The following is an 18,442-nucleotide window of genomic DNA, read 5'->3' on the forward strand; positions in this document are numbered from 1 at the left end:
ATTAGCGGCGGCCGTATTTAAATTTCTCTTTTAACGTTCTAAAGTAATTTCTTTCTTCATTAATATAGAAGTTTACATGACTGCTTCTAGACTTCTTTATTTGAATTTCATCTTTTGGTTCTAGCTTAAATTCTTTTTGGCCATCAATCGTTAAGTAGATATCTTCTTGTCCACGTGGAATTATAATACTTAAGGTTTCATTATCAGGCAGTACCATTGGCCTATGTGTGAGGGCATGTGGGCAAATTGGTGTGAGGACAACACCCTTTACGCTAGGATGTAGAATTGGTCCATTTGCTGCTAAGGAGTACGCTGTTGATCCAATTGGTGTACTGACGATGAGGCCATCACCGGCCAAGTTATAAATACTTTCACCATTGGCTTCTAGTTCAAGATTAAACATTCGCGAAATACCTGATTTTGTAATCACGGCATCATTTAAAAAGTTAAGTTTTATTTTCTTTTGTCCTGGTCTTGTAATCTCAGCTTGATACATTTGGACTTTTCGAGTTTTGAGCTTTCCTTTAAGGGCCATCTCAAGCCCGTCGTAGAAGTCATGTTTAGCAAACTCAGCAATAAAACCTAGATTTCCCATGTTAATACCAAAGATATTTAACTTTTTTATATCTTTAGTTCTTGCTGCTCCTATAAGAGTACCATCGCCACCAAGAGTGATAAGGATTTTGCATTTGTTAGAAATCTCGTCTCTATTAATGAAGTTGAAATCTTCAGACTTACAGTTTTTAAAGATTTTTAAGATTCTTGCTTCTTGTGATTTTTCGAAGAATACATCAACTTTTCTTCTCTTAAGCCAATTAGTTAGATTTGGTAATACTGTCGTAAACTCTGAAACTACTTTAGGCTTTAAGATAATTGCTACTTTGTTTGCTAATGCCATTTATTCCTCTACTGTAACTTCATTGATAAAGTTATTGATATCATCAAAAGGTTTTTGAATTACCTTACATCCATATAGTGAAGCACGTTCTACAATTTGTTCTGAGCTGTAAGCTGTAATTATGTAGAAGATGTTTGATATTTCAGCTTCATTATACTTTGTTTTGGATTCTTCTATTATATCAAAACCAGTAATATCTTGAAGCATTAAATCGCAAATAATTCGATCATAATTATTTGCTTTGATAAGCTCAATTGCCTCTTTCCCACTTGCTGTAGACATGACATCTACGCCTTTTCGCTTTAGTAATGTGACAATAGTTTTTTGAATTAGTAGCTCATCTTCAACGACTAGGATTTTCATTGTGTACCTTAGGGACGCTAATTTGAAAGTACGCACCTTCACTGCTATTAATTAGTGAAATATCACTATTAATTTTCTTTGTTAAATTTTTACAAATTGCTAGGCCGAGTCCTGTTCCCGTCTCTTTTGTTGTAAAGAATGGATTAAAGATATTATTCTTTAAAGAATCAGGTACTCCAGGTCCATTATCTATTATATCGATAAGAATATGTTTTGGTGACTCGTTAACGAGAATGTCTATTTTTGAATTTTCTACTTTGTTCTCACTTAGGGCCTGGGAGCTGTTGATAAGTAGATTAAATATTACTTGGCTAAGTAGTGTTCCATTCGACATGATTTCAATATCATTCTCCATGTTGAAATTTACTTTGTGAGAACGTGATTCAGATTTAGTTAAAATTATAGTTTCCGAAATTAAATTCTTTAAAGAAATTGAAGTGAATTCTTCGTCGTCTTTATAGAGGTTTGAAAACTCTTGAATAATTGCTTGTGATCGTTTCACACTATTTGAAATATGAGAGAGTGTATCTTTGACGTCAAAATCACTCGTTTGATCAATAAGTAAATTATGAGACAGATCGATCCCAAACAGGGGATTACTAAGCTCGTGTCTCAAGGTGTTTAATAGTTCACCCATAAGCAAGATCCTTTCATGGTGCAGGGAACTTGTATCTTGTTGGTGGTCTTCAATTCCAATTTGATTAATCTTAACATCGTCCTCTTCGATTATGAATGAATCGATAGGGAAATTTGATAAGATACGATCACTTTCTAATTTAGACTGTCTGCTACTCTCAATTGTAATAATATTAAATAACTTGGGAATAGATTTGATAATTAGGTCATTAAAGATAGATCGATCCGTTTCAGCAATGGGGAATAGATCGTTACGTGATAAAAGTATAATTAAGTTGTAGTCACGAAAAGAAAGCTCTTTGGCCAAGAAGTGTCCATCAAGTTGAATGTCTTTATTTAGTAATTCCTTTTGATCAAAGGATTTATTTTTACTCTTTCTCACTTTGGCAAAGAGGGTATTGAAAAAGGTAGGCTCTTGATAGGTTTCATAATATTCATCGTTCTTGTAGGTGATTGAATAAATATTGGTTGTACCTTTTTGATGGATCAACATCTGAGTTGAACTAAAGCCGTTTAAACCTTCTGCGATCGTTAAATATTTAAGAAATGAACGAATATTATCTTTCTTTTTAAATTGATACTCTTTATCAATTTGTGAAATAAGTTCTTTGGAATCACGAAGTTTATCAAGTATGAAATCTTGCGAATTCAATAGAACGAATTTCTTACTATTTAGTTTTAATTCAATTTCTGAGTTATTGATTTTTGTGATTTGTAGCTGCGAGTTTTTTTTTGAAGTCGTCTTAAAATGACTGTCTTGAAAGGTAGACTCCAAGACAGCCTTATCAGTATAGATATTTAGAAATTTATTTTCGACTCTTGAATGAGTGGTATTGCTTTGATTTTCCACTGTTTAAGATTATCTATTAGTTCATACTCTAGCAAGTCAGAAAGCATCACAATATCATTGTTTTCACGAGCTGGTATTAGCGCTTTAATCACTGAAAATAGGTGGATTTCAAGATTCTTAATAACTTCTTTATCCGCAAAATATTCTTTGTTGGCCTTTCTTGCAGTCGCATGAATTCTTGTGATTAAGTGAACGTAAAGATCGAGTAGCTCAATTAGATCGGCAAAGAAGAGATTGGCCTGATCGATATTACCTTTATTGAATTCATCTGTAGTAATTAAGATCTTATCAATTAACTCGCTAATATATCGATTACAATCTTCGAGTGCTTCAAAAGCTAATTCATATGAGTTCTTAATTTGTAGGCTTGGGTATCCTAACTCTTCTAGTGTGTAGTCTAACAATTCACCAATTTCATTAATTGGAAACGTCTTACCTTCAATGACGACACCTGTGATTGATTCATTTGTCGAAATACCATCTGTTTCGATTGCTGTGATGGCCTGTCTCAGGGAAATTGAATTTCCATCCAAAGAAAAGCTATCGTTTCCTAGTTCTAAAGTGATCATATATTTTCCCTTGCCTCTTGCTTGGCCTTGTTAATGAGTGAGCATTTTTCGAAGAACTCGTAGAGGACACTGCACATAAGTGATATTTCATTATATGTGTAGAATGCTGCCTCTGATAAACTAACGAGATTACTTCCTTGTAGGTTGTTCTTAGCAACTTTTGCAAAATCAATTACTGGAGATAGTAGGGGATATGAAGTTGCGACAAGATCGCTTAAACGGTCAATTTCATCTAGCTTTGCCGAGAATTTTTTAATTTCTTCTAAGCTAGGAGTGTTCTTGCTAATCTCTTCGATAATATATCTTGAGTACTTCTTTCCAAATTCTGATAACTCGTAAAGAGTCTCGATTCCTTTGATGTGTGAACTTAGTTGTGCTTTAGCTTGAAGATTAAAAGAAGGGATATCCATGCTAGTGTTAACTTCAGTAAAAATGCTAGTCCACGCAATGTGATAGAAATTTCGCATAACTTCTTTTGCATCTTGTTCCTTATGTAGTAATTCATTGATGACTAAATCGCCGTTATCAAGCATGTCTGATTGGTAAAGCTTTACTCTGCTAAGAGATAAAGAGGAACATGAGTTGTTTAGTTCCTCGATATTGATTCTGTTATTGTTTAATAATTGCACAATACATTGATGAGTGATGTTGTACGGAACATCATTGTGACATTTGTATTCCCTACATTCATCTTTAGGGAAACAAGGTGCACATTCTGTCTTTGGAGCAAGATTATAATTATCTAGGGCGTATGGCGTTGTTTCATGAGGCCTAACTGTTCCTAGAGAAATTGTTAATGTCTTTATGTTTTTGAAGCTTAGTAAGTTTCCAATCATTGAGTCATGGCCAACAAATAGAAAAGAATTATCAACTTTAGAATATAGCTCTTTTAGGTCTAGCCCAATCCAAGCTTCAATTCTGTTCTTATATGGCCTAATGAGTTCTGAATTTAAAATTTCATCCGTTGATTTCTGATCTTGGTTGGCGCCACAAATATAAACCTTAACTTGATCGTTCTTTTTAAGTGTTTGGTAAATTACCTCAACCCAGCGATTTGCCTTCCACATTTTCTTTTCATTAGAGGCAAATGGATGAATTAATAAATTGGTTTTTTTTTCATTTGAAAACTCTTTGTTGCTTAAGTGGGTAAGCTTCTTTGTTGTGCCAATAATCGATGAGAATAGATCCACTAAATTATAAGGATTTAAATCTCCTCTCATAACAGTTGAGTAAAGATACTGTGACCATCTATCTGTAATGACTCTTTCGTGTAGCTCATTAAAGTGAGGGCCGACTTTATTCTTTGAATCTATTAATGAATGAAGATAGGTCGCAGACTTTGAGAATGCGAGGTTTATCGAAACTTCAATGTTCTGGTCATTGATTTGTTTGAGTTGTTTTTTAAGGTTTGATAGGGCCTCTCTAACATTTTCAGCGCCTACCATTGCTGATTTGTGCTCAATAGAAATAACTTCATCAAAAACTTTCTCTAGTAAGAACATAATCGGTGATGCGAATTTTTTGCGAGCAACTAAGATAATCCTATAGTCGGGATGATTCTCTCTAAGTAGCTTAACCGCATGAGATGTTTGAAGAAGGTCACCAATTCTTGTCGTTTGAATTATAGCAATAGTCTTCTTTGTATCTGCTTCATTTTTTAAGGCGTTCATAGATTTCTCCTATTCCTCTTCTAAAACAGAGCATAGATATAAAAATGACATATCATCTTCACTCAAGTTTTCTCTTTTAACTTGTTTCTCTTGTATTCTTTCAAGTTCTTTAAAGAATTCTGTCTTTAAAGTGTTACGATCTTGATTCATTTAATAATTCCTTTGTAGATTCTTGACGTAATCTACTGCGACTTTCTCTGATTAGATTTGAAACCTCTTTGATTTGTTCAAATTGTATTTGTAAGTCATTTTTTAATGCGATTAAAATATGCTCAACTTCAGGTAGAGTCGGGTTCTCGATATTATTAATTTTTGCTCTATAAAATAAGAATGGTAGTGCACAGTAATCTGATGTGTGTCCCATGTATGAAGTTATTTCTGTTAGTTTTTGTTGTAGCTTCACTGTATCTTGTGCCAGTGTTGCTTTGATTGCTGCTAATACATGTCTTGAAGAGTTGATTAGCTCCCCCTGTGCTTGTTCTAGCCAGCTTGAAGTAAAATTTAAGTCACTTTCGACAATTCCATGTCCTGATAATGATTTTCTTTCGATTTTTCGATACAAGAAGTCTCTTGAAAGATACCTTTCTAGTTCAATTTCAGTATCCATACGGCCTTCTATATTCTTATAGAATGCACCTAGTTCATCTTGTCTAACTTGATAGATTGAAATATCAGAGTTTTCTAGCTTCTGAACATCTTTGTTTAGAAAGAATTTATCTAGTGCGTAAACGATATCATCTGATTTGATAATTTCATTATTTCTAACTTGCTTCTCTGTATGTGCACTTGGGCCATAAGCAAAGTCACGATCCTTCACTCTTGGCGTGATAATGATACTCTCTTGGTTCGTTGATCCTTGCTTTAAAAATGGAGATGGTCCCATTGAAAGCTCAATTGTTGGAACATCTAAGATGTCGGCCATATGCTTGATGGCCGTATCTGGCGTAATTAAAAGGTCACAATTAATTAACACTGAAGGTAGAGCACTGAATTGAGCTTCAATTGTAACGGCCTTTTGCTCCAATTCAGAGTTGATCTTATTCGCATATGATCTCTCATCAGACGTTGGTGCAATAACGAGTAGTGGAATAGTATCTTCTTTATTATTTAGTTTATTTATTAAGTTGATTAGCTCTTGTCTCTCAATCATTTTATTAATGTTTGAGGCAGTAAGTTGAACTGCAACTAGTTTAGGATCAACTTTTCCTTCTGCCTTTCTCATCTTTAAAAAGTTTTGGTGACAAACCTTATTGTATTCATTTGATACATGTAGAGCGTTGAATGAATTATTTTCTTCAATTCCCACCATCTTGTGATAACAGTCATTAAAGTTGAGTGGTGCATATTTTTGTTGCGTTAAAACATCGTTGAAAACGACGGCCCATTCATTTGAGTACTTAACATTGCAATTTAAATCGAACTGAATACCTTTGAATTCTTTGTTTAGGTATGATGCAAGGCTTGTTGAGATACGGTCGTTAGAGTAGTTAATTACTAAGTTCCAACTTTTATTGATCTCTTTAATTGTTTTTCCAAACTCATCAAGAGCAAAGCCATTTGAATAGATTTTATTCTTCTTGTAACTTACAATCTTCTTTCTATCTAAGGTAATAATATTCTTTACACCGTTAAGAAGTTCCGCTGATTTTTCAAATTCTTTATTAATTAAAACAGTGACGTTTGCATCAGGGTTGTTGTTCTTGATAGAAGAAATAAGTCTTCCCATTTGAAAAATGTCACCATGTCTTTTGAAATTGATAATAAGTATATCTTTCATCTATTCCTCTTATCCTTGCTTGATAACTGCATCAAATGCTAGGAGTAAAAAATCATTTTTATTTTTAAATTGGTTAGTTTGATAAATTGCACTTTCAATATGTTGATCAATACTCTTATCTTGATCAGCGTTGTATAAAAGAGATTTAAGTTCACTCGACTTGATATGCTCAATGCAGTCACTAATCTTGATACTTGCTTCAAAGTCTAAGAATGCTTTATAGAAAGTATTGTAGAGTGAAAAAGATGGTGAATGGGTAAGAATTGTTGGCCTCTGTGATAGAAATGAAGCAACATTCTTTTCTTTGTAAATACTAGCAACATAATCTGTCGCATAGACTTCAATATTCTTATTAGGGAAAAGGTTATTTTTGATACACTCTGTATACGTTTGTTCATTGGGTTCAATCACAATAACTTTGTAATCTTGACCATGGTAAGTTTCCAAAAGTTTACAGGCTTCATAAACATGGTAGGCAAATCCTAAACCTAATATTAATAAATTCTTATTTTCTTTAAGCTGATGTTCAATGTTGGCGATTAACTTCTTAGCTTCTTTTGCTGGATGATAATTCGAATGAAGATGTACTCCGTTAATAACGGGTACTTTCAAATTACTACGAGATTGCTTAATCTCATAAGAATGAATATCTAAAAAAGAAAGTGATTTCGCAGGAATTGCTTGTGCTGATTCTTTTACTAATTCCATAATTTCCTCGTCCTAAGGCCCAATGGTCTTTTATATAAGTGAAGCTCTATCCTAGAGCTCCACCACATTATACTATAATTTCGATTAAGGGGGCAAACTGGTCTAGTATTACCTGTTCTTTACATTGTTCAGGTTGTATCCCTGGAATTGTTGACGCTTTTTGAATACTGTTGAGATCTCTTTAGTAGTTGACTCTTTTGCTTCAGCTAAGAGGTTTAAGCACTCCTCATCGAGTCTTTGGTTTTGTTGAACTAGTTCTGTAACATCACCAATCCATGCCTTGAAGATATCCATATCTTCCTGTGGATAAACGGCCTTATTATTTTGTAGCTCACTTTCTATCTCATCTTGGAGTAGGCGAATGATATTAATCAATCTTTCTCTATTCTCTGAAATATGTTCGACTAGGTCATAACGGCCATTATGACATGAAGTAATCATGGACTTCGTTGAGTTAACAAGAAGTCCCATGAGGTCAAGATGTCTAGTGATCTTGTCAAAGATCTCCATGCTCGCCATTATTTGGCCTTCTGCTCAACTCTTAATTGTTTAACAGCTTCTTGCCATCCTTCATAAAGAGTCGTTAGGACTTCTAGTACCCCTTTTAATGGCTCTTTATCAATCTTGATATTTGCTTGTGTACTTGAAAACAGCATAAAGTCATATAATGAAGAAAGCTCTTTTGCTACATCTCCACCAACTTCAAAATCTAGACTGCTATTAAGTTCAATAATAATATCTTGAAGCTTTCCTATATATTGTCCTTTACCTGCAATATCTTTCTTTTCGATAGCTTCAATTGACCTTTTACAGTTCTTAATTGCAGCTTGATAAAGCATAAGTAAGATTTGTTCTTTACTCGCTGTTTTAACAGATGTTTGTTTGTAGGCTCCTAAACCGTAACTCATTTACTTCTCCTTAATTACCCCATTGGCTGAGGTCCGCCAAGGCCAGCACCTTGAGAGCGAATCCTAGACATGGTTCCTTCTAAGCGTGAAAATTTATCTTTTAAGTTCTTCTCTTTTTGTTGAAGCATGTTCTCTCTTTGAGCAATCCTTCTATCAATTGTTTCAATATTATTTTCTAGTGATCTCTTTCTTGAAGAGAGTAGTCCGTTTGGAAACTGAAGAAGTTGCCCAACAGTCTCCTTAAGGTTGTCGATGAACCCATTAGTTTTTGTTCCGTCTTCATATCGACCAGTTAGTACTTCAGCGATATGGTCATAATCTTTTTCCATCACGGTTTGAAATTTCTTTTGATCAAACTCAAGTAAACCTTCTCTTGTAAACTGAATACCTAGTTCTCCAATACGAGAAGTGCTACCATCTTTTAGTGGAATATCTTTAAATATGGCATTTCTTAATCTTGATTCAATGGACTGTAGGAGGATATCCCCACCAAGTGTTCTTGATGTATCTGTTGTTTCATCCATTGTGTTTTGTTGCTTAATAAAAGTGAAGACACCATTTATTTGATCAATTAGTGACTTTACTTTTTCTCCAATTTTCCCAGCATCTTCACTAATGTTGATTGTGAATTCATCACCTGGCTTCGCTTTCTTAAGATCTAGCGTTACACCTGGAATTAGCTCAGCAGCTTTATTCTCTGGTAGTTCAATTTCAAAGCCATCAAGTGCAACAACTGCATCTTGGGCCTCTCTTTCAAACTCTATATAAAAATCTTGTTCACCATCTACGAAGTAGAAGTTTGGGAAGTCTGCTTTATTAATATCGCCTGTGTCTTTAAGTGAGAGGATAAGACGCCAAGGTGTATCTGACTCTGAGCCATCATTAATAACACTGGCCCTAAGTCCTGATTCCTCATCCCTATTAATTAGCTTGGCGACTGATTTTAGAGATGCATTATCTGCATCGATATATATTTCTTTTGTATCACCGCTTGGTAGTGAGTATTGAATAAAGCCTACGCCGATATAACTTTCTTCAGGATCGGCAAAGCCACTTGTCATGGCCGATGATTTTTGCGCAAGTTGTTTTACTTCAAATTGGTATGTTGCAGGTTCCGCAACGTTTTTGTCTGCTGTGATTCCAACGATATCATCATTACCAATGACACTCAGTTCTCTAAGTGATCTAGCACTACCGTTTTGGAGGAGGGTTCCGCGCATTCCTTCAACAAGGGATGTAAGTTCCTGAACAAGAGCTTTCTTGTCAGCGACTTTACCCTTACGTACTTCCATATTTTGGATTGGAATACGTTCCGCCTTCATAATTTGCTGAACAATATCCTTAGGAAGTCCTGTGTTAATGGAGCCCATTGCTATCGACAAAAATCCTCCTGATTTTAAATGTGAAAATCCTTTTCACACTTGTCTCCAACTCAGATTTTATCACACTTGAGGTTTTTTTTCCGTCGCATCATTAGTGGAATAATTTTCTAGGCAGGGCCCCTTCGTCATTTGATGTTTTAGGGGCTATAATGGGTAAATCCCTGAAAATAAAAAACCCGCCTTGTGGGCGGGTACTTTTCGAGAAAGTAATTTTTTTGGGATTGGGATTTTGTACTAAATTTATCGGGTATTATTGTGAAAACTTTAGAAAAAAAGTCGGATATTTACATTGAAAAGACAAAATTCTTGTTATTTCGACTAGTTACATATTTTACATTCTTATTATTACCAATCTACCTACAAAAAGAAGTTAATCTCGCACCGATTTGGCAAATCATCGCAATGATCTTCTTTTCAATGTTTATTGTTTCCCAGTGGTTCTTACTTGGAAAAGAAATTGATCACCGATTAAAGATCTATTTTAAAGTAAACTCATCAATCGATAGAGTCGTGTATCGACTTTTCATGGGGATGTTCTTCATGGCGATATACTTCAATCTTCTAAGCCTGCTGCCACATAAGTGGAGTTACAATATTTTCTGGGTGACGTGGATTGTAATGGGGCTGTTTTACTCTTGGCCAACAAGAGGAAAGATTATTAAAGAGTCTGTATCAACGAACTTTCACGAGTATCGCTATCTTGATAAGTTTGAAAAAACGGTACTCTTCTTAACAGTCGTCATGTTCTTTACTTCATTACCACAACTACCGAACTTGTTTTCAACTAGTTCTTTAAGACTATTCTTTGATCCAAGTGAAAGAGTGTCTGGAGCATTCTGGAATTTTATATCAATTAACTATATTCCATTTAGTAAGTATCCAAAGCTCTTAAACCTCTCTTGGTCGATTCACTTCTACTATGTGACGATGTCGTTATTCCTAATGACATTCTATGCGCTTCTTCGAAATTTTGTTTCAAGAAGATTGTCACTACTAGGTGTCTTTGCTTTAGTTTCCTCGTGGTCATTTTCAAAGATACTAGCTAATAATTACGGTTTTACCCTTTTAACGACTTTCTCAGTAGTATGGGTATGGTCTACTCTTTGGTCGACAAAGAGTTCTACGTACCGCTCAGGGCTTTTTATTGGCCTTTTAGGTGCGTGGGGGACAGTTATTGATAAGTCCAATATTATCCTGTTAGTAGTTCAGCTACTATTGATCCATTTCGTCTTTTTTAAAGAAGAAACAGCTTGGTATAAGAGACAGTTTTTTAAGTACACGTTACTTGGAGTTTTCTTATCGATATCTCTTTTCTTCTTATCTACTAGCACGATCTCGATCGGAATGATTGAGAGTGTAAATATTATTTCTTCAGAAATATCGAGACTCGTTTCACGTAAGTCGTTCTTTGTGCTTTCGTTCTTTGGCCTTGTTATTTTTATGTATAAGATTCTTGCCCAAACTCGCAGTGAAAAGCATAAGATTCTAAATATCTCACATGACTCTTCAATTAAGGTCGCAATCTCAATTCTCTGCTTACTTTTAATTGATCTGCTATTTAGCTCGAGAACCTTTCAGGACTTCTCGATACTATGGCTCTTAGCTTTCTTTAGTGTCCTGCTTATTGAAGTGATCTTTCAAAAGATTAGAGGCCTTAGAAGCTCTAGGAATATGATCTATGCAGTCTATATTATTATTTGTCTGCTAGACTCACACTTTGAAGGCCGAGTTAAGATCCTACTTAGAACGATTGGAGCAATTGACTAAAACCCTAGGACTTAAATTTATTTATTTATATGAGATTTAAACTATAATTAAATTAACGTTAACGATGAAAGGGAGTTTCATCTGTTTAAGTCTCATATAACAAGACAATTGTTTGAAGAGTTTTCTGATTCGTACAAAATGCGCAAAGACGCAGCCACTTCCCATCCATTTGTATTTGTCGATCCAGCTGATAGTAGTATCAAGCTGATTGCTAGTTCATTTACATATGATGACGGGGAAGAGTATGGTGCAATTTTGGCAAGTAGTGATGAACTAGAATTTATGGTTACTTCCGAGTAATCCTCTTCTACCTTATTGAAATAACTATTATTGTGCTTTGAGCATAAGGTAAATTCATCCCCCAAAATCTTACTTCATTTATTCGAAAAATATTATTGACAAGCTTTAAAAGCACTTTGAAATGTGCATATGTGGATAAGTTGGTATTTTTTGTTGGTAAGTTTACTTGCAACCTGTCAAAACCTGTCATCACATCGCAACATGAAGGGTAAAGTGTTGAAAATAAGGCATTTCATTAGTAAAAGTTAATTTAATGAAAAATAACCAAGCATTATGGTCAAGTGTGGATAACTCTGTTAATAATGTTAGTAAAAAACCTGAGTCAATAAGTTTTTTCACAAAAGAAATTTTTTTTTCGAGCTCAGATGTAAGAAAAATGTCGTGTACTTACAAAAATCGACTTTTTCAGTTTTTTGAATAATGTTAGTCTAATATTACATATAAGGTTTAGTTAATGACGTTTAAAGTTAAAGATTATTATTACAATAAGGCCAAGAAAGAAAACTTCCTGGCCCGCTCTATTTACAAGTTAGAAGAGATTGATAAGAAGTATAAGGTTATCGAAAAGGGTAATAATGTACTCGATCTTGGCTACTTTCCTGGTTCTTGGATGCAGTATACGAGCAAGAAGATAGGGCCTGAGGGTTTTGCGGTAGGTATTGATATTAAGCCAGTCAATAAGAAGCTTTTAGGAGTTAAGAACGTCAGGTTATTTGAGAAGTCTATTTTCGATGTAACGACAGTCGAAGAGCTTGATTTCGATCGTAAATTTGATGTCGTTATTTCTGATATGGCCCCTAATACAACTGGTGTTCGCTCTGTTGATCAACTTAGAAGTTTAAATTTAATTGAACAAGTTTTTGCACATTTAGATGTCTTCTTAAGAAAAGATGGTAACTTCGTTATTAAAGTATTTGATGGCCATGAGGCACAAGTCTTTCTAAAATCACAAAGAAGTATTTTTAAAGAATTCCATTTCCTTAAGCCGAAATCAACTCGTTCGGTTAGTAAGGAGTTCTTTGTGATTGGTAAGGGCTATAAAGGTGTTCAAGTATAGGTTTTTGTATAAGTATTTATTAGTTTTAGCTCCGCTCGCCTTAATAGGATATTTTTTAGTTGGAAAAGACGAGCAAAAGAAAATAGAAGTTCAGCCAAAGGCAAGTGTCATCGATAATCAACAATTGAGGCACTACCTTTCGAGCCAACTTTTAGATCCTAAAACTCCATTCAAGCAAACGATTTCGCATAATTCAAAATCTTATAAGGTAAATTATTCAACAGATCCTAAGTTAGAAAGCTTTGTAAGAAAGCGTCTTCGCTACTATCGTCCAGACAAGGCAGCAGTCGTTGTTATGGATAACAATAACGGTAATCTCCTTGTTAGTATTGGATTCACACGTCAAGGAAAGGTTTTTGACTACCTTCTACCGTTTACTGGAACACATCCTGCTGCAAGTGTATTTAAAATTGTAACGAGTGCAGATTTAATTAATAATGAAGATTTTGATATTCACGACAAATTTAAGTATCGCGGGCGTGGAACGACACTTTACAAGTACCAGCTAAAAAATAAGAAATCTCGCTGGCAGAGAACGACATCATTTGATAAGGCTTTTGCTTATTCTAATAATGTTATCTTTGGGAAGGCCGCAATTAATAATACAACTCCAGAAGAGCTTGAGGATATGGCCAAAAGACTTGGTTTTAATGATAGCTTAATGGAAGAGATTGATTTAGCTAAGTCTACTTTTGAAATACCACAAACAGACTATGCCATGGCCGAGATCGCTTCAGGCTTTAATAAACGTACACAAATTTCTCCTGTTCACTGTGCAGTTTTATCTAGTGTTGTGGCCAATGGGGGAGTTCTTCAATACCCTCGCCTCGCAACTGACCTTGTTGATGAACAGAACCAGACGGTTTGGGAAAATGAAGTTCGCAAAGAACAAGTCATCGGTCTAGAGACAGCAAAGGAGCTCTCTGAGCTAATGCAGGGGACGATTAAGCGTGGAACTGCCAGAAGAACATTTAGAAGATATATGAGCCGACGTATCTCTAATAAGCTTGAGATTGGTGGTAAAACAGGTTCAATTACTGGTGGCTTTCCATTCGGTAAAAGGGATTGGTTTACTTCTTATGCTAAACCTAAAAAGAATTTAGACGATAAGGGTATCTCTGTGTGTATTATGATTATCAACTACGAAAAGTGGTATGTTAAATCAACTAAGTTGGCACAAGAGATTATTTCAAAATACTACCGAGGAATTAAGTGAGTGATATATTAGAAGAGAAAATAGCAAGTCGTAAGAAAAGCTTTCTTAGGATGTGCCGTGATTCATTTTTAATTATCTTATTTCTTCTCACTTTCAGATCTTCATTCTATGAGCCTTACCGAATTCCGTCTGGGTCAATGATTCCAACTTTGGAGATAGGGGATTTTATTCTTGTCGAAAAATTTAGCTATGGCCTCAAGCTTCCTTTCTCGGATATTGCCTTAGGTGGTGTTAATTCAAATCCTTTCTATTTGCTAAGAACAAATGAAGTTGAGCGTGGGGATATTATCGTTTTCAAGTATCCGAATGATCCAAAAATTAATTATATTAAGCGAGTTATTGGCCTACCAGGTGAAAGCATAGAGATTAAGAATAAGAAGATCTATATTAATGGTAAGGAAATAGCTGAAAAGCTTATAGCAACTAAATATAATGATAATTACGACTATCTTGAAACAACAATGAAGGACAAAAAATTTGTTGTGAAAAAAGATATGGATAATATCTATAAGCTTAATTATCCACTGACAAAAATTCCTGAAGGTCACTACTTTGTTATGGGTGATAACCGCGATAACTCTTCTGATTCGCGAGCATGGGGTTTTGTCCCATTCGAAAATATCAGAGGCCGTGCATTTTTCGTCTGGTTTTCAATGATGCAAGATAGCTATACTGGGCAGATGAATATAAAGTCAGAACGTATCTTTAAGTCGATTGAGTAAGATCAATACGTGTCGCCCCATCATTTCCTTCATCCGGTGACCAACTTAAATCTCGCTGTCTTCTGAGCTCATTCCTAAGCCATTTCTTTAAGGTTCCATCACCATGTCCGTGAACAATAATTAAATATGGAATATGGCCCATTCTTAGATCATCGATACAAGAGAAGACTTTTTGTTGAAATTCACTTAAGCGCATACCACGGCAATTAACTTCGGTCGTGTAGTTGATCGTTTTAAAAACATTAATTTCAACTTTCTTGGCCTTTTGAGGCTTTTTATTATTAATACCTTGTTGATCAAAGAGTGATGCTTTTGGTACAGAAATTTTCTTACCATTTACTTCGACAACACAATTCTTACCCTTAATCTCTGAGACAACACAAGTCGAGTTTAGGCGATCACAAAAATAGCGTGAACCCACTTTAATCTCTGTTGCAACTTGCCTTTCTTCTTTTGGCTTCTCAACTTGACTTGGTTTTAGCCTTTCATACTGCTTATTTAGTGAAGAGATCTCATTGCTTAGACTTTTGGTTTTGACATCATTAAGCCCTTTGATAATCTTTTTAATCTCTTTCTCATATTGGTCAAAAGCTCTTTGTTTCTCGAGAAATAGAATACCTTCTTGAGATTTCTTTTGATTTTTAAGCTCGTGGTTAAGTTGTATATTTTCTTTAAGTGTTTTATTGATTCTTTCTTGCTTCTTTGAAAGGTCTTGTAAAAGTCTTTCATAAGTAACATATTTTGTATCAAGCATCTTTTTTGCATCATCTAATATGAAGGCAGGTATATTATGTTTCTTACTTAGACGATTAAAGATTTCCAGGGCCATTGATGAACCTGGAGTTCCAATAATTAGCTTATAAGTAGGAGTGTTATTATCAAAGTCATAGCCTACATGGGCAGAGATAAATTCCTTGCTCTCTTGTATCTTTGTTTTTAACAACTGATGGTGAGTTGAAATTAAAACGTCACAGCCTAGCTCTTTTGTAACATAGTTAATAATTGAGTAGGCTAGAGATGATGCTTCATCTGAAGATGTCGAATTAAAGATTTCATCCGCTGCAATAAGTGAATCATTTTGGATATTCTCAAGCATTGAGAGAATAACTTGAACTTCACCGGCAAATGAACTGAGTCCCATTTCTAAGTCTTGATAGTCACTATCAAAATAAAACACATCGCTTTTGTACTGTAGCTTCGCTTTTTGCGCTGGAATAAATAATCCAAGCTTTAAAAATAGGTGCGCAATAACAATACTTTTAATGGAAACAGTTTTCCCCCCCGTGTTGGGCCCTGAGATGATAATTCCTCTCATCTTACTTTCAACTTCGATCGTATTTCGAACACAGTTTTCAATAAGGGGATGATAGAAGTCCACTAAATTAGTCGTTCCATCTTGGCTAACTTCTGGGTAGCAGAAATCCTTAGTATGTGAATAACTAGCTAATGTATATGTATAGTCAAGCTCGATAAAGAATGAGTAAACAGCACGCATTGTTGTGAGATCATTATTGATCAGGTCACAATAACCTTTGCAGATCTGAGAAATTGCGTAATCAATTTTTGAGTTAATCTCAATTAGCTCATTAGACATTTTTCTCGTCGCAACTGGTTCAACAAAGAGAGTGTTACCAGTTGATGATCTCGCAACAATGCTACCTAAATCACTTCGATAGGAATCACTTCTAATGGGAATGACAAATCTTTCATTGATAATATCAAAGGTATCCATTTGAAGTCGTTTTGAAATATCTTCATCTTTTAAAATAAAGTTAATCGTTTCACGAATTCTTCTCTCAAGACTTATTTGCTCTTGAATTAAAGGAGCAATAACGGGGTGCTTTTCTAAGTGAACACTTCCATCAGCATCCACAAACTTGCGAAAGGGATTAATGAACTTTTGCTTAAGTCTCTGTGTTTTATTAACTAATTCATCTAAGAAAACTCGGTAATTACCAAAATTTAATACACGTTTAGTTGAAAAAAGGTTCTCAATCGTATTAGCTAAGAAATTTAGCTGATCCAGTGTTGCAACGCCACCTTTTGCAATATAATTTAAGGCATTGTGATTTTCATCACTATCTCTCAAGTTGCTAAAGAAGAAATCACCAAGATTACCTGTTTCATCAATTTTCTTAATAATCTCATTTAAGTCATAAAAATGTTCGTCTAGTTGTTCAGATTCGAATATCTTTGGGTTATGTTCTATAATATTCTTATTAACTTGAAACCTTGCATGGGTGATAATTTCAGAAGCAATCTTGCTCCAGTCAATATTACTCAGTGTTTGTGACAAAATTGTTGGATTATTCATGAATTTAAATTTCTCAGAGCTAGGGCGAAATGTCGATAAAATTAATGCGCAATTATTTGAAAATGGGGTGTCGACAAACCCTAAAATTCAAAAAATCTTTTCCTCTGGAAAACTTGTTCTACTACAATTGAGGCTCAGAGGTAAAAATCTTTGTATCACACTAGGAAGAGGTGGAGAGCATTGTGGAATTTGGGATTCAATTGCAAGTATACCTTCTGAGTATCGAATAACTCGAGATCAATTCTTAGAGTTTTTAAGATCTAATATTAGAAATTCACGTTTAAGTGAAATTGAAGTCGACGCAAAAGATAAATGTTTAAACTTTAAGTTTTATGACAAGAGTAATCTCTTACTTTTTTGGAAAGGCCGTCAGCTCTTTTTCTCGTATGTGTACTTCAATGAAGGGAAGAAGTTACATTTTTCTCCGTGGCAATCAAATAAGAAGCAATTATTTGAGTTTGAAGACTACTTTGATATTTTCAACGAACTTGGACGTAAACAATTAGATAAGAAAGACATCAATGAGAAGAAGCTCATATTAGATGAAGCTGAAGTATTTAATAAAAAAGCTGAGACGACTTATAATAAGAAGTTAATGCGAAAAAAGAAGTTTATTGAAAAAGATTTAGAAAATTGCCAAGTCAGACATGAGTTGGAAAATAAGTTAATCAATGACGAATTGGACCTAAGTGAACACGTATTTAAATATAAGAGTCTTAAGGCAAAATTTGATTATGGCCTTAATTATTATCAAAAGAAGAACGTAATTTTCACGAAGATAAAGAAACTTAGAAAGGGTGAAGAATTTCTAGAAAAGCGCCTTGCGGATGTTATTAAAGAAATCGAGTCTAAGAAAGTCGTATTTGTTAAAGAAAAAATAAATGTACCTGTTTGGAAAAAAGTTGCACAAAAAAGTACTGAAGTTAATAAGTCGGATGATCACTCTATTTTCAAATGGAATGATATTTCAATTGCTGTTGGCCTAAATACAAAAGGAAATGACTATATCCGAAGCAAATGGTCGACTAAAGGAGATATTTGGTTTCACCTTGATGGAGATAAGAGTGCTCACGTTATTGCCAAAAATTTAGAGGGCTTCGATTTCGATAAATACAGTGTCGTAGCATCAATATTGGCCGATTATAGTGAGTTTAGTGCAGATCAAATACCTGTTATTTTTACTCAAGTAGAAAACCTTAAGGGAGTAAAGGGCGCAGCAGGTAAAGTTATTTATAAGAAAGAGAAGCATTTGATTCTCCCTAAAGTCAATTGGAAGGAAATAATTTCAACTAGTTGGTAATGGTC

The 18,442-nt window shown here is 34.6% G+C and carries 18 protein-coding genes; 6 read left to right on the plus strand and 12 right to left on the minus strand.

All coding sequences use genetic code 11. The annotated features are described in order from the left end of the window. Position 1 precedes the first annotated feature (1 nt). The 11 genes from ABMA72_RS10005 to fliD form a co-directional block, all read right to left on the minus strand. Positions 2–898, minus strand: coding sequence for an NAD(+)/NADH kinase (locus tag ABMA72_RS10005; protein ID WP_392861213.1), 897 nt, complete (start codon positions 896–898; stop codon positions 2–4). Beyond that, a complete protein-coding gene (locus tag ABMA72_RS10010) occupies positions 899–1,261 on the minus strand; it encodes a response regulator (RefSeq protein WP_392861212.1) in 363 nt (120 codons plus the stop codon). Beyond that, positions 1,242–2,747, minus strand: coding sequence for a sensor histidine kinase (locus ABMA72_RS10015; RefSeq protein ID WP_393057012.1), 1,506 nt, complete (start codon positions 2,745–2,747; stop codon positions 1,242–1,244). The genes ABMA72_RS10010 and ABMA72_RS10015 overlap by 20 nt, the downstream gene beginning before the upstream one ends. Continuing rightward, complete coding sequence (locus tag ABMA72_RS10020; RefSeq protein ID WP_393057014.1) at positions 2,696–3,316, minus strand: hypothetical protein; 621 nt, start codon at positions 3,314–3,316, stop codon at positions 2,696–2,698. The genes ABMA72_RS10015 and ABMA72_RS10020 overlap by 52 nt, the downstream gene beginning before the upstream one ends. Continuing rightward, positions 3,313–4,986, minus strand: coding sequence for a glycosyltransferase family 9 protein (locus ABMA72_RS10025; protein ID WP_393057015.1), 1,674 nt, complete (start codon positions 4,984–4,986; stop codon positions 3,313–3,315). Before ABMA72_RS10025 ends, ABMA72_RS10020 begins: the two co-directional genes overlap by 4 nt. 9 nt (positions 4,987–4,995) lie before the next feature. Beyond that, a complete protein-coding gene (locus ABMA72_RS10030; RefSeq protein WP_392861205.1) occupies positions 4,996–5,136 on the minus strand; it encodes a hypothetical protein in 141 nt (46 codons plus the stop codon). Further along, positions 5,120–6,763, minus strand: a complete 1,644-nt coding sequence (locus tag ABMA72_RS10035) for a glycosyltransferase family 9 protein (protein ID WP_393057017.1) — start codon at positions 6,761–6,763, stop codon at positions 5,120–5,122. Before ABMA72_RS10035 ends, ABMA72_RS10030 begins: the two co-directional genes overlap by 17 nt. Before the next feature lie 9 nt (positions 6,764–6,772). Further along, complete coding sequence (locus ABMA72_RS10040) at positions 6,773–7,471, minus strand: hypothetical protein (protein ID WP_393057019.1); 699 nt, start codon at positions 7,469–7,471, stop codon at positions 6,773–6,775. 108 nt (positions 7,472–7,579) lie between these two features. Continuing rightward, entirely contained in the window at positions 7,580–7,990 is a 411-nt protein-coding gene (locus tag ABMA72_RS10045; protein ID WP_392861199.1) for a hypothetical protein, read from the minus strand. Next, the gene (fliS, locus tag ABMA72_RS10050) at positions 7,990–8,379 is read right to left on the minus strand and encodes a flagellar export chaperone FliS (protein WP_392861197.1); all 390 of its coding nucleotides are present in this window, start codon (positions 8,377–8,379) and stop codon (positions 7,990–7,992) included. Before fliS ends, ABMA72_RS10045 begins: the two co-directional genes overlap by 1 nt. A 14-nt stretch (positions 8,380–8,393) precedes the next feature. After that, positions 8,394–9,761, minus strand: a complete 1,368-nt coding sequence (gene fliD / locus ABMA72_RS10055) for a flagellar filament capping protein FliD (RefSeq protein WP_393057020.1) — start codon at positions 9,759–9,761, stop codon at positions 8,394–8,396. A gap of 255 nt (positions 9,762–10,016) precedes the next feature. On the opposite strand from fliD, the gene ABMA72_RS10060 reads away from it, so the two are divergent. The 5 genes from ABMA72_RS10060 (at position 10,017) to lepB (ending at position 14,823) form a co-directional block, all read left to right on the plus strand. Then, on the plus strand, positions 10,017–11,528 hold the full coding sequence (locus tag ABMA72_RS10060; protein ID WP_393057022.1) for a hypothetical protein: 1,512 nt from the start codon (positions 10,017–10,019) through the stop codon (positions 11,526–11,528). Between the two features lie 138 nt (positions 11,529–11,666). Beyond that, positions 11,667–11,828: a hypothetical protein gene (locus tag ABMA72_RS10065; RefSeq protein ID WP_392861192.1), complete on the plus strand. Its 162-nt coding sequence runs from the start codon at positions 11,667–11,669 to the stop codon at positions 11,826–11,828. A gap of 454 nt (positions 11,829–12,282) precedes the next feature. Beyond that, positions 12,283–12,885 carry an SAM-dependent methyltransferase gene (locus ABMA72_RS10070; RefSeq protein ID WP_392861191.1) on the plus strand — a complete coding sequence of 201 codons (603 nt, stop codon included), beginning with the start codon at positions 12,283–12,285 and terminating at the stop codon, positions 12,883–12,885. A 4-nt stretch (positions 12,886–12,889) separates the two neighbouring features. Continuing rightward, a complete protein-coding gene (locus tag ABMA72_RS10075) occupies positions 12,890–14,101 on the plus strand; it encodes a penicillin-binding transpeptidase domain-containing protein (RefSeq protein ID WP_393057024.1) in 1,212 nt (403 codons plus the stop codon). Beyond that, the gene (gene lepB, locus ABMA72_RS10080) at positions 14,098–14,823 is read left to right on the plus strand and encodes a signal peptidase I (protein ID WP_393057025.1); all 726 of its coding nucleotides are present in this window, start codon (positions 14,098–14,100) and stop codon (positions 14,821–14,823) included. Before ABMA72_RS10075 ends, lepB begins: the two co-directional genes overlap by 4 nt. Here lepB and ABMA72_RS10085 read toward each other — a convergent pair. Then, positions 14,807–17,137 carry a Smr/MutS family protein gene (locus tag ABMA72_RS10085; RefSeq protein WP_393057027.1) on the minus strand — a complete coding sequence of 777 codons (2,331 nt, stop codon included), beginning with the start codon at positions 17,135–17,137 and terminating at the stop codon, positions 14,807–14,809. The two genes, lepB and ABMA72_RS10085, sit on opposite strands and share 17 nt — an antisense overlap. Here ABMA72_RS10085 and ABMA72_RS10090 point away from each other — a divergent pair. Beyond that, positions 17,136–18,437, plus strand: coding sequence for a hypothetical protein (locus tag ABMA72_RS10090; RefSeq protein WP_393057029.1), 1,302 nt, complete (start codon positions 17,136–17,138; stop codon positions 18,435–18,437). The two genes, ABMA72_RS10085 and ABMA72_RS10090, sit on opposite strands and share 2 nt — an antisense overlap. Positions 18,438–18,442: the final 5 nt, after the last annotated feature.

The sequence above is a fragment of the Halobacteriovorax sp. CON-3 genome (assembly GCF_043196995.1).
In the GTDB taxonomy this organism is placed as follows: domain Bacteria; phylum Bdellovibrionota; class Bacteriovoracia; order Bacteriovoracales; family Bacteriovoracaceae; genus Halobacteriovorax_A.

Coding starts and splice junctions, on each gene's coding strand:
- ABMA72_RS10005 (WP_392861213.1), bottom strand. CDS start 898: ATGGCATTAGCAAACAAAGTAGCAATTATCTTAAAGCCTAAAGTAGTT.
- ABMA72_RS10010 (WP_392861212.1), bottom strand. CDS start 1,261: ATGAAAATCCTAGTCGTTGAAGATGAGCTACTAATTCAAAAAACTATT.
- ABMA72_RS10020 (WP_393057014.1), bottom strand. CDS start 3,316: ATGATCACTTTAGAACTAGGAAACGATAGCTTTTCTTTGGATGGAAAT.
- ABMA72_RS10025 (WP_393057015.1), bottom strand. CDS start 4,986: ATGAACGCCTTAAAAAATGAAGCAGATACAAAGAAGACTATTGCTATA.
- ABMA72_RS10030 (WP_392861205.1), bottom strand. CDS start 5,136: ATGAATCAAGATCGTAACACTTTAAAGACAGAATTCTTTAAAGAACTT.
- ABMA72_RS10035 (WP_393057017.1), bottom strand. CDS start 6,763: ATGAAAGATATACTTATTATCAATTTCAAAAGACATGGTGACATTTTT.
- ABMA72_RS10040 (WP_393057019.1), bottom strand. CDS start 7,471: ATGGAATTAGTAAAAGAATCAGCACAAGCAATTCCTGCGAAATCACTT.
- ABMA72_RS10045 (WP_392861199.1), bottom strand. CDS start 7,990: ATGGCGAGCATGGAGATCTTTGACAAGATCACTAGACATCTTGACCTC.
- fliS (WP_392861197.1), bottom strand. CDS start 8,379: ATGAGTTACGGTTTAGGAGCCTACAAACAAACATCTGTTAAAACAGCG.
- ABMA72_RS10065 (WP_392861192.1), top strand. CDS start 11,667: ATGCGCAAAGACGCAGCCACTTCCCATCCATTTGTATTTGTCGATCCA.
- ABMA72_RS10070 (WP_392861191.1), top strand. CDS start 12,283: ATGACGTTTAAAGTTAAAGATTATTATTACAATAAGGCCAAGAAAGAA.
- ABMA72_RS10090 (WP_393057029.1), top strand. CDS start 17,136: ATGAATTTAAATTTCTCAGAGCTAGGGCGAAATGTCGATAAAATTAAT.
- ABMA72_RS10085 (WP_393057027.1), bottom strand. CDS start 17,137: ATGAATAATCCAACAATTTTGTCACAAACACTGAGTAATATTGACTGG.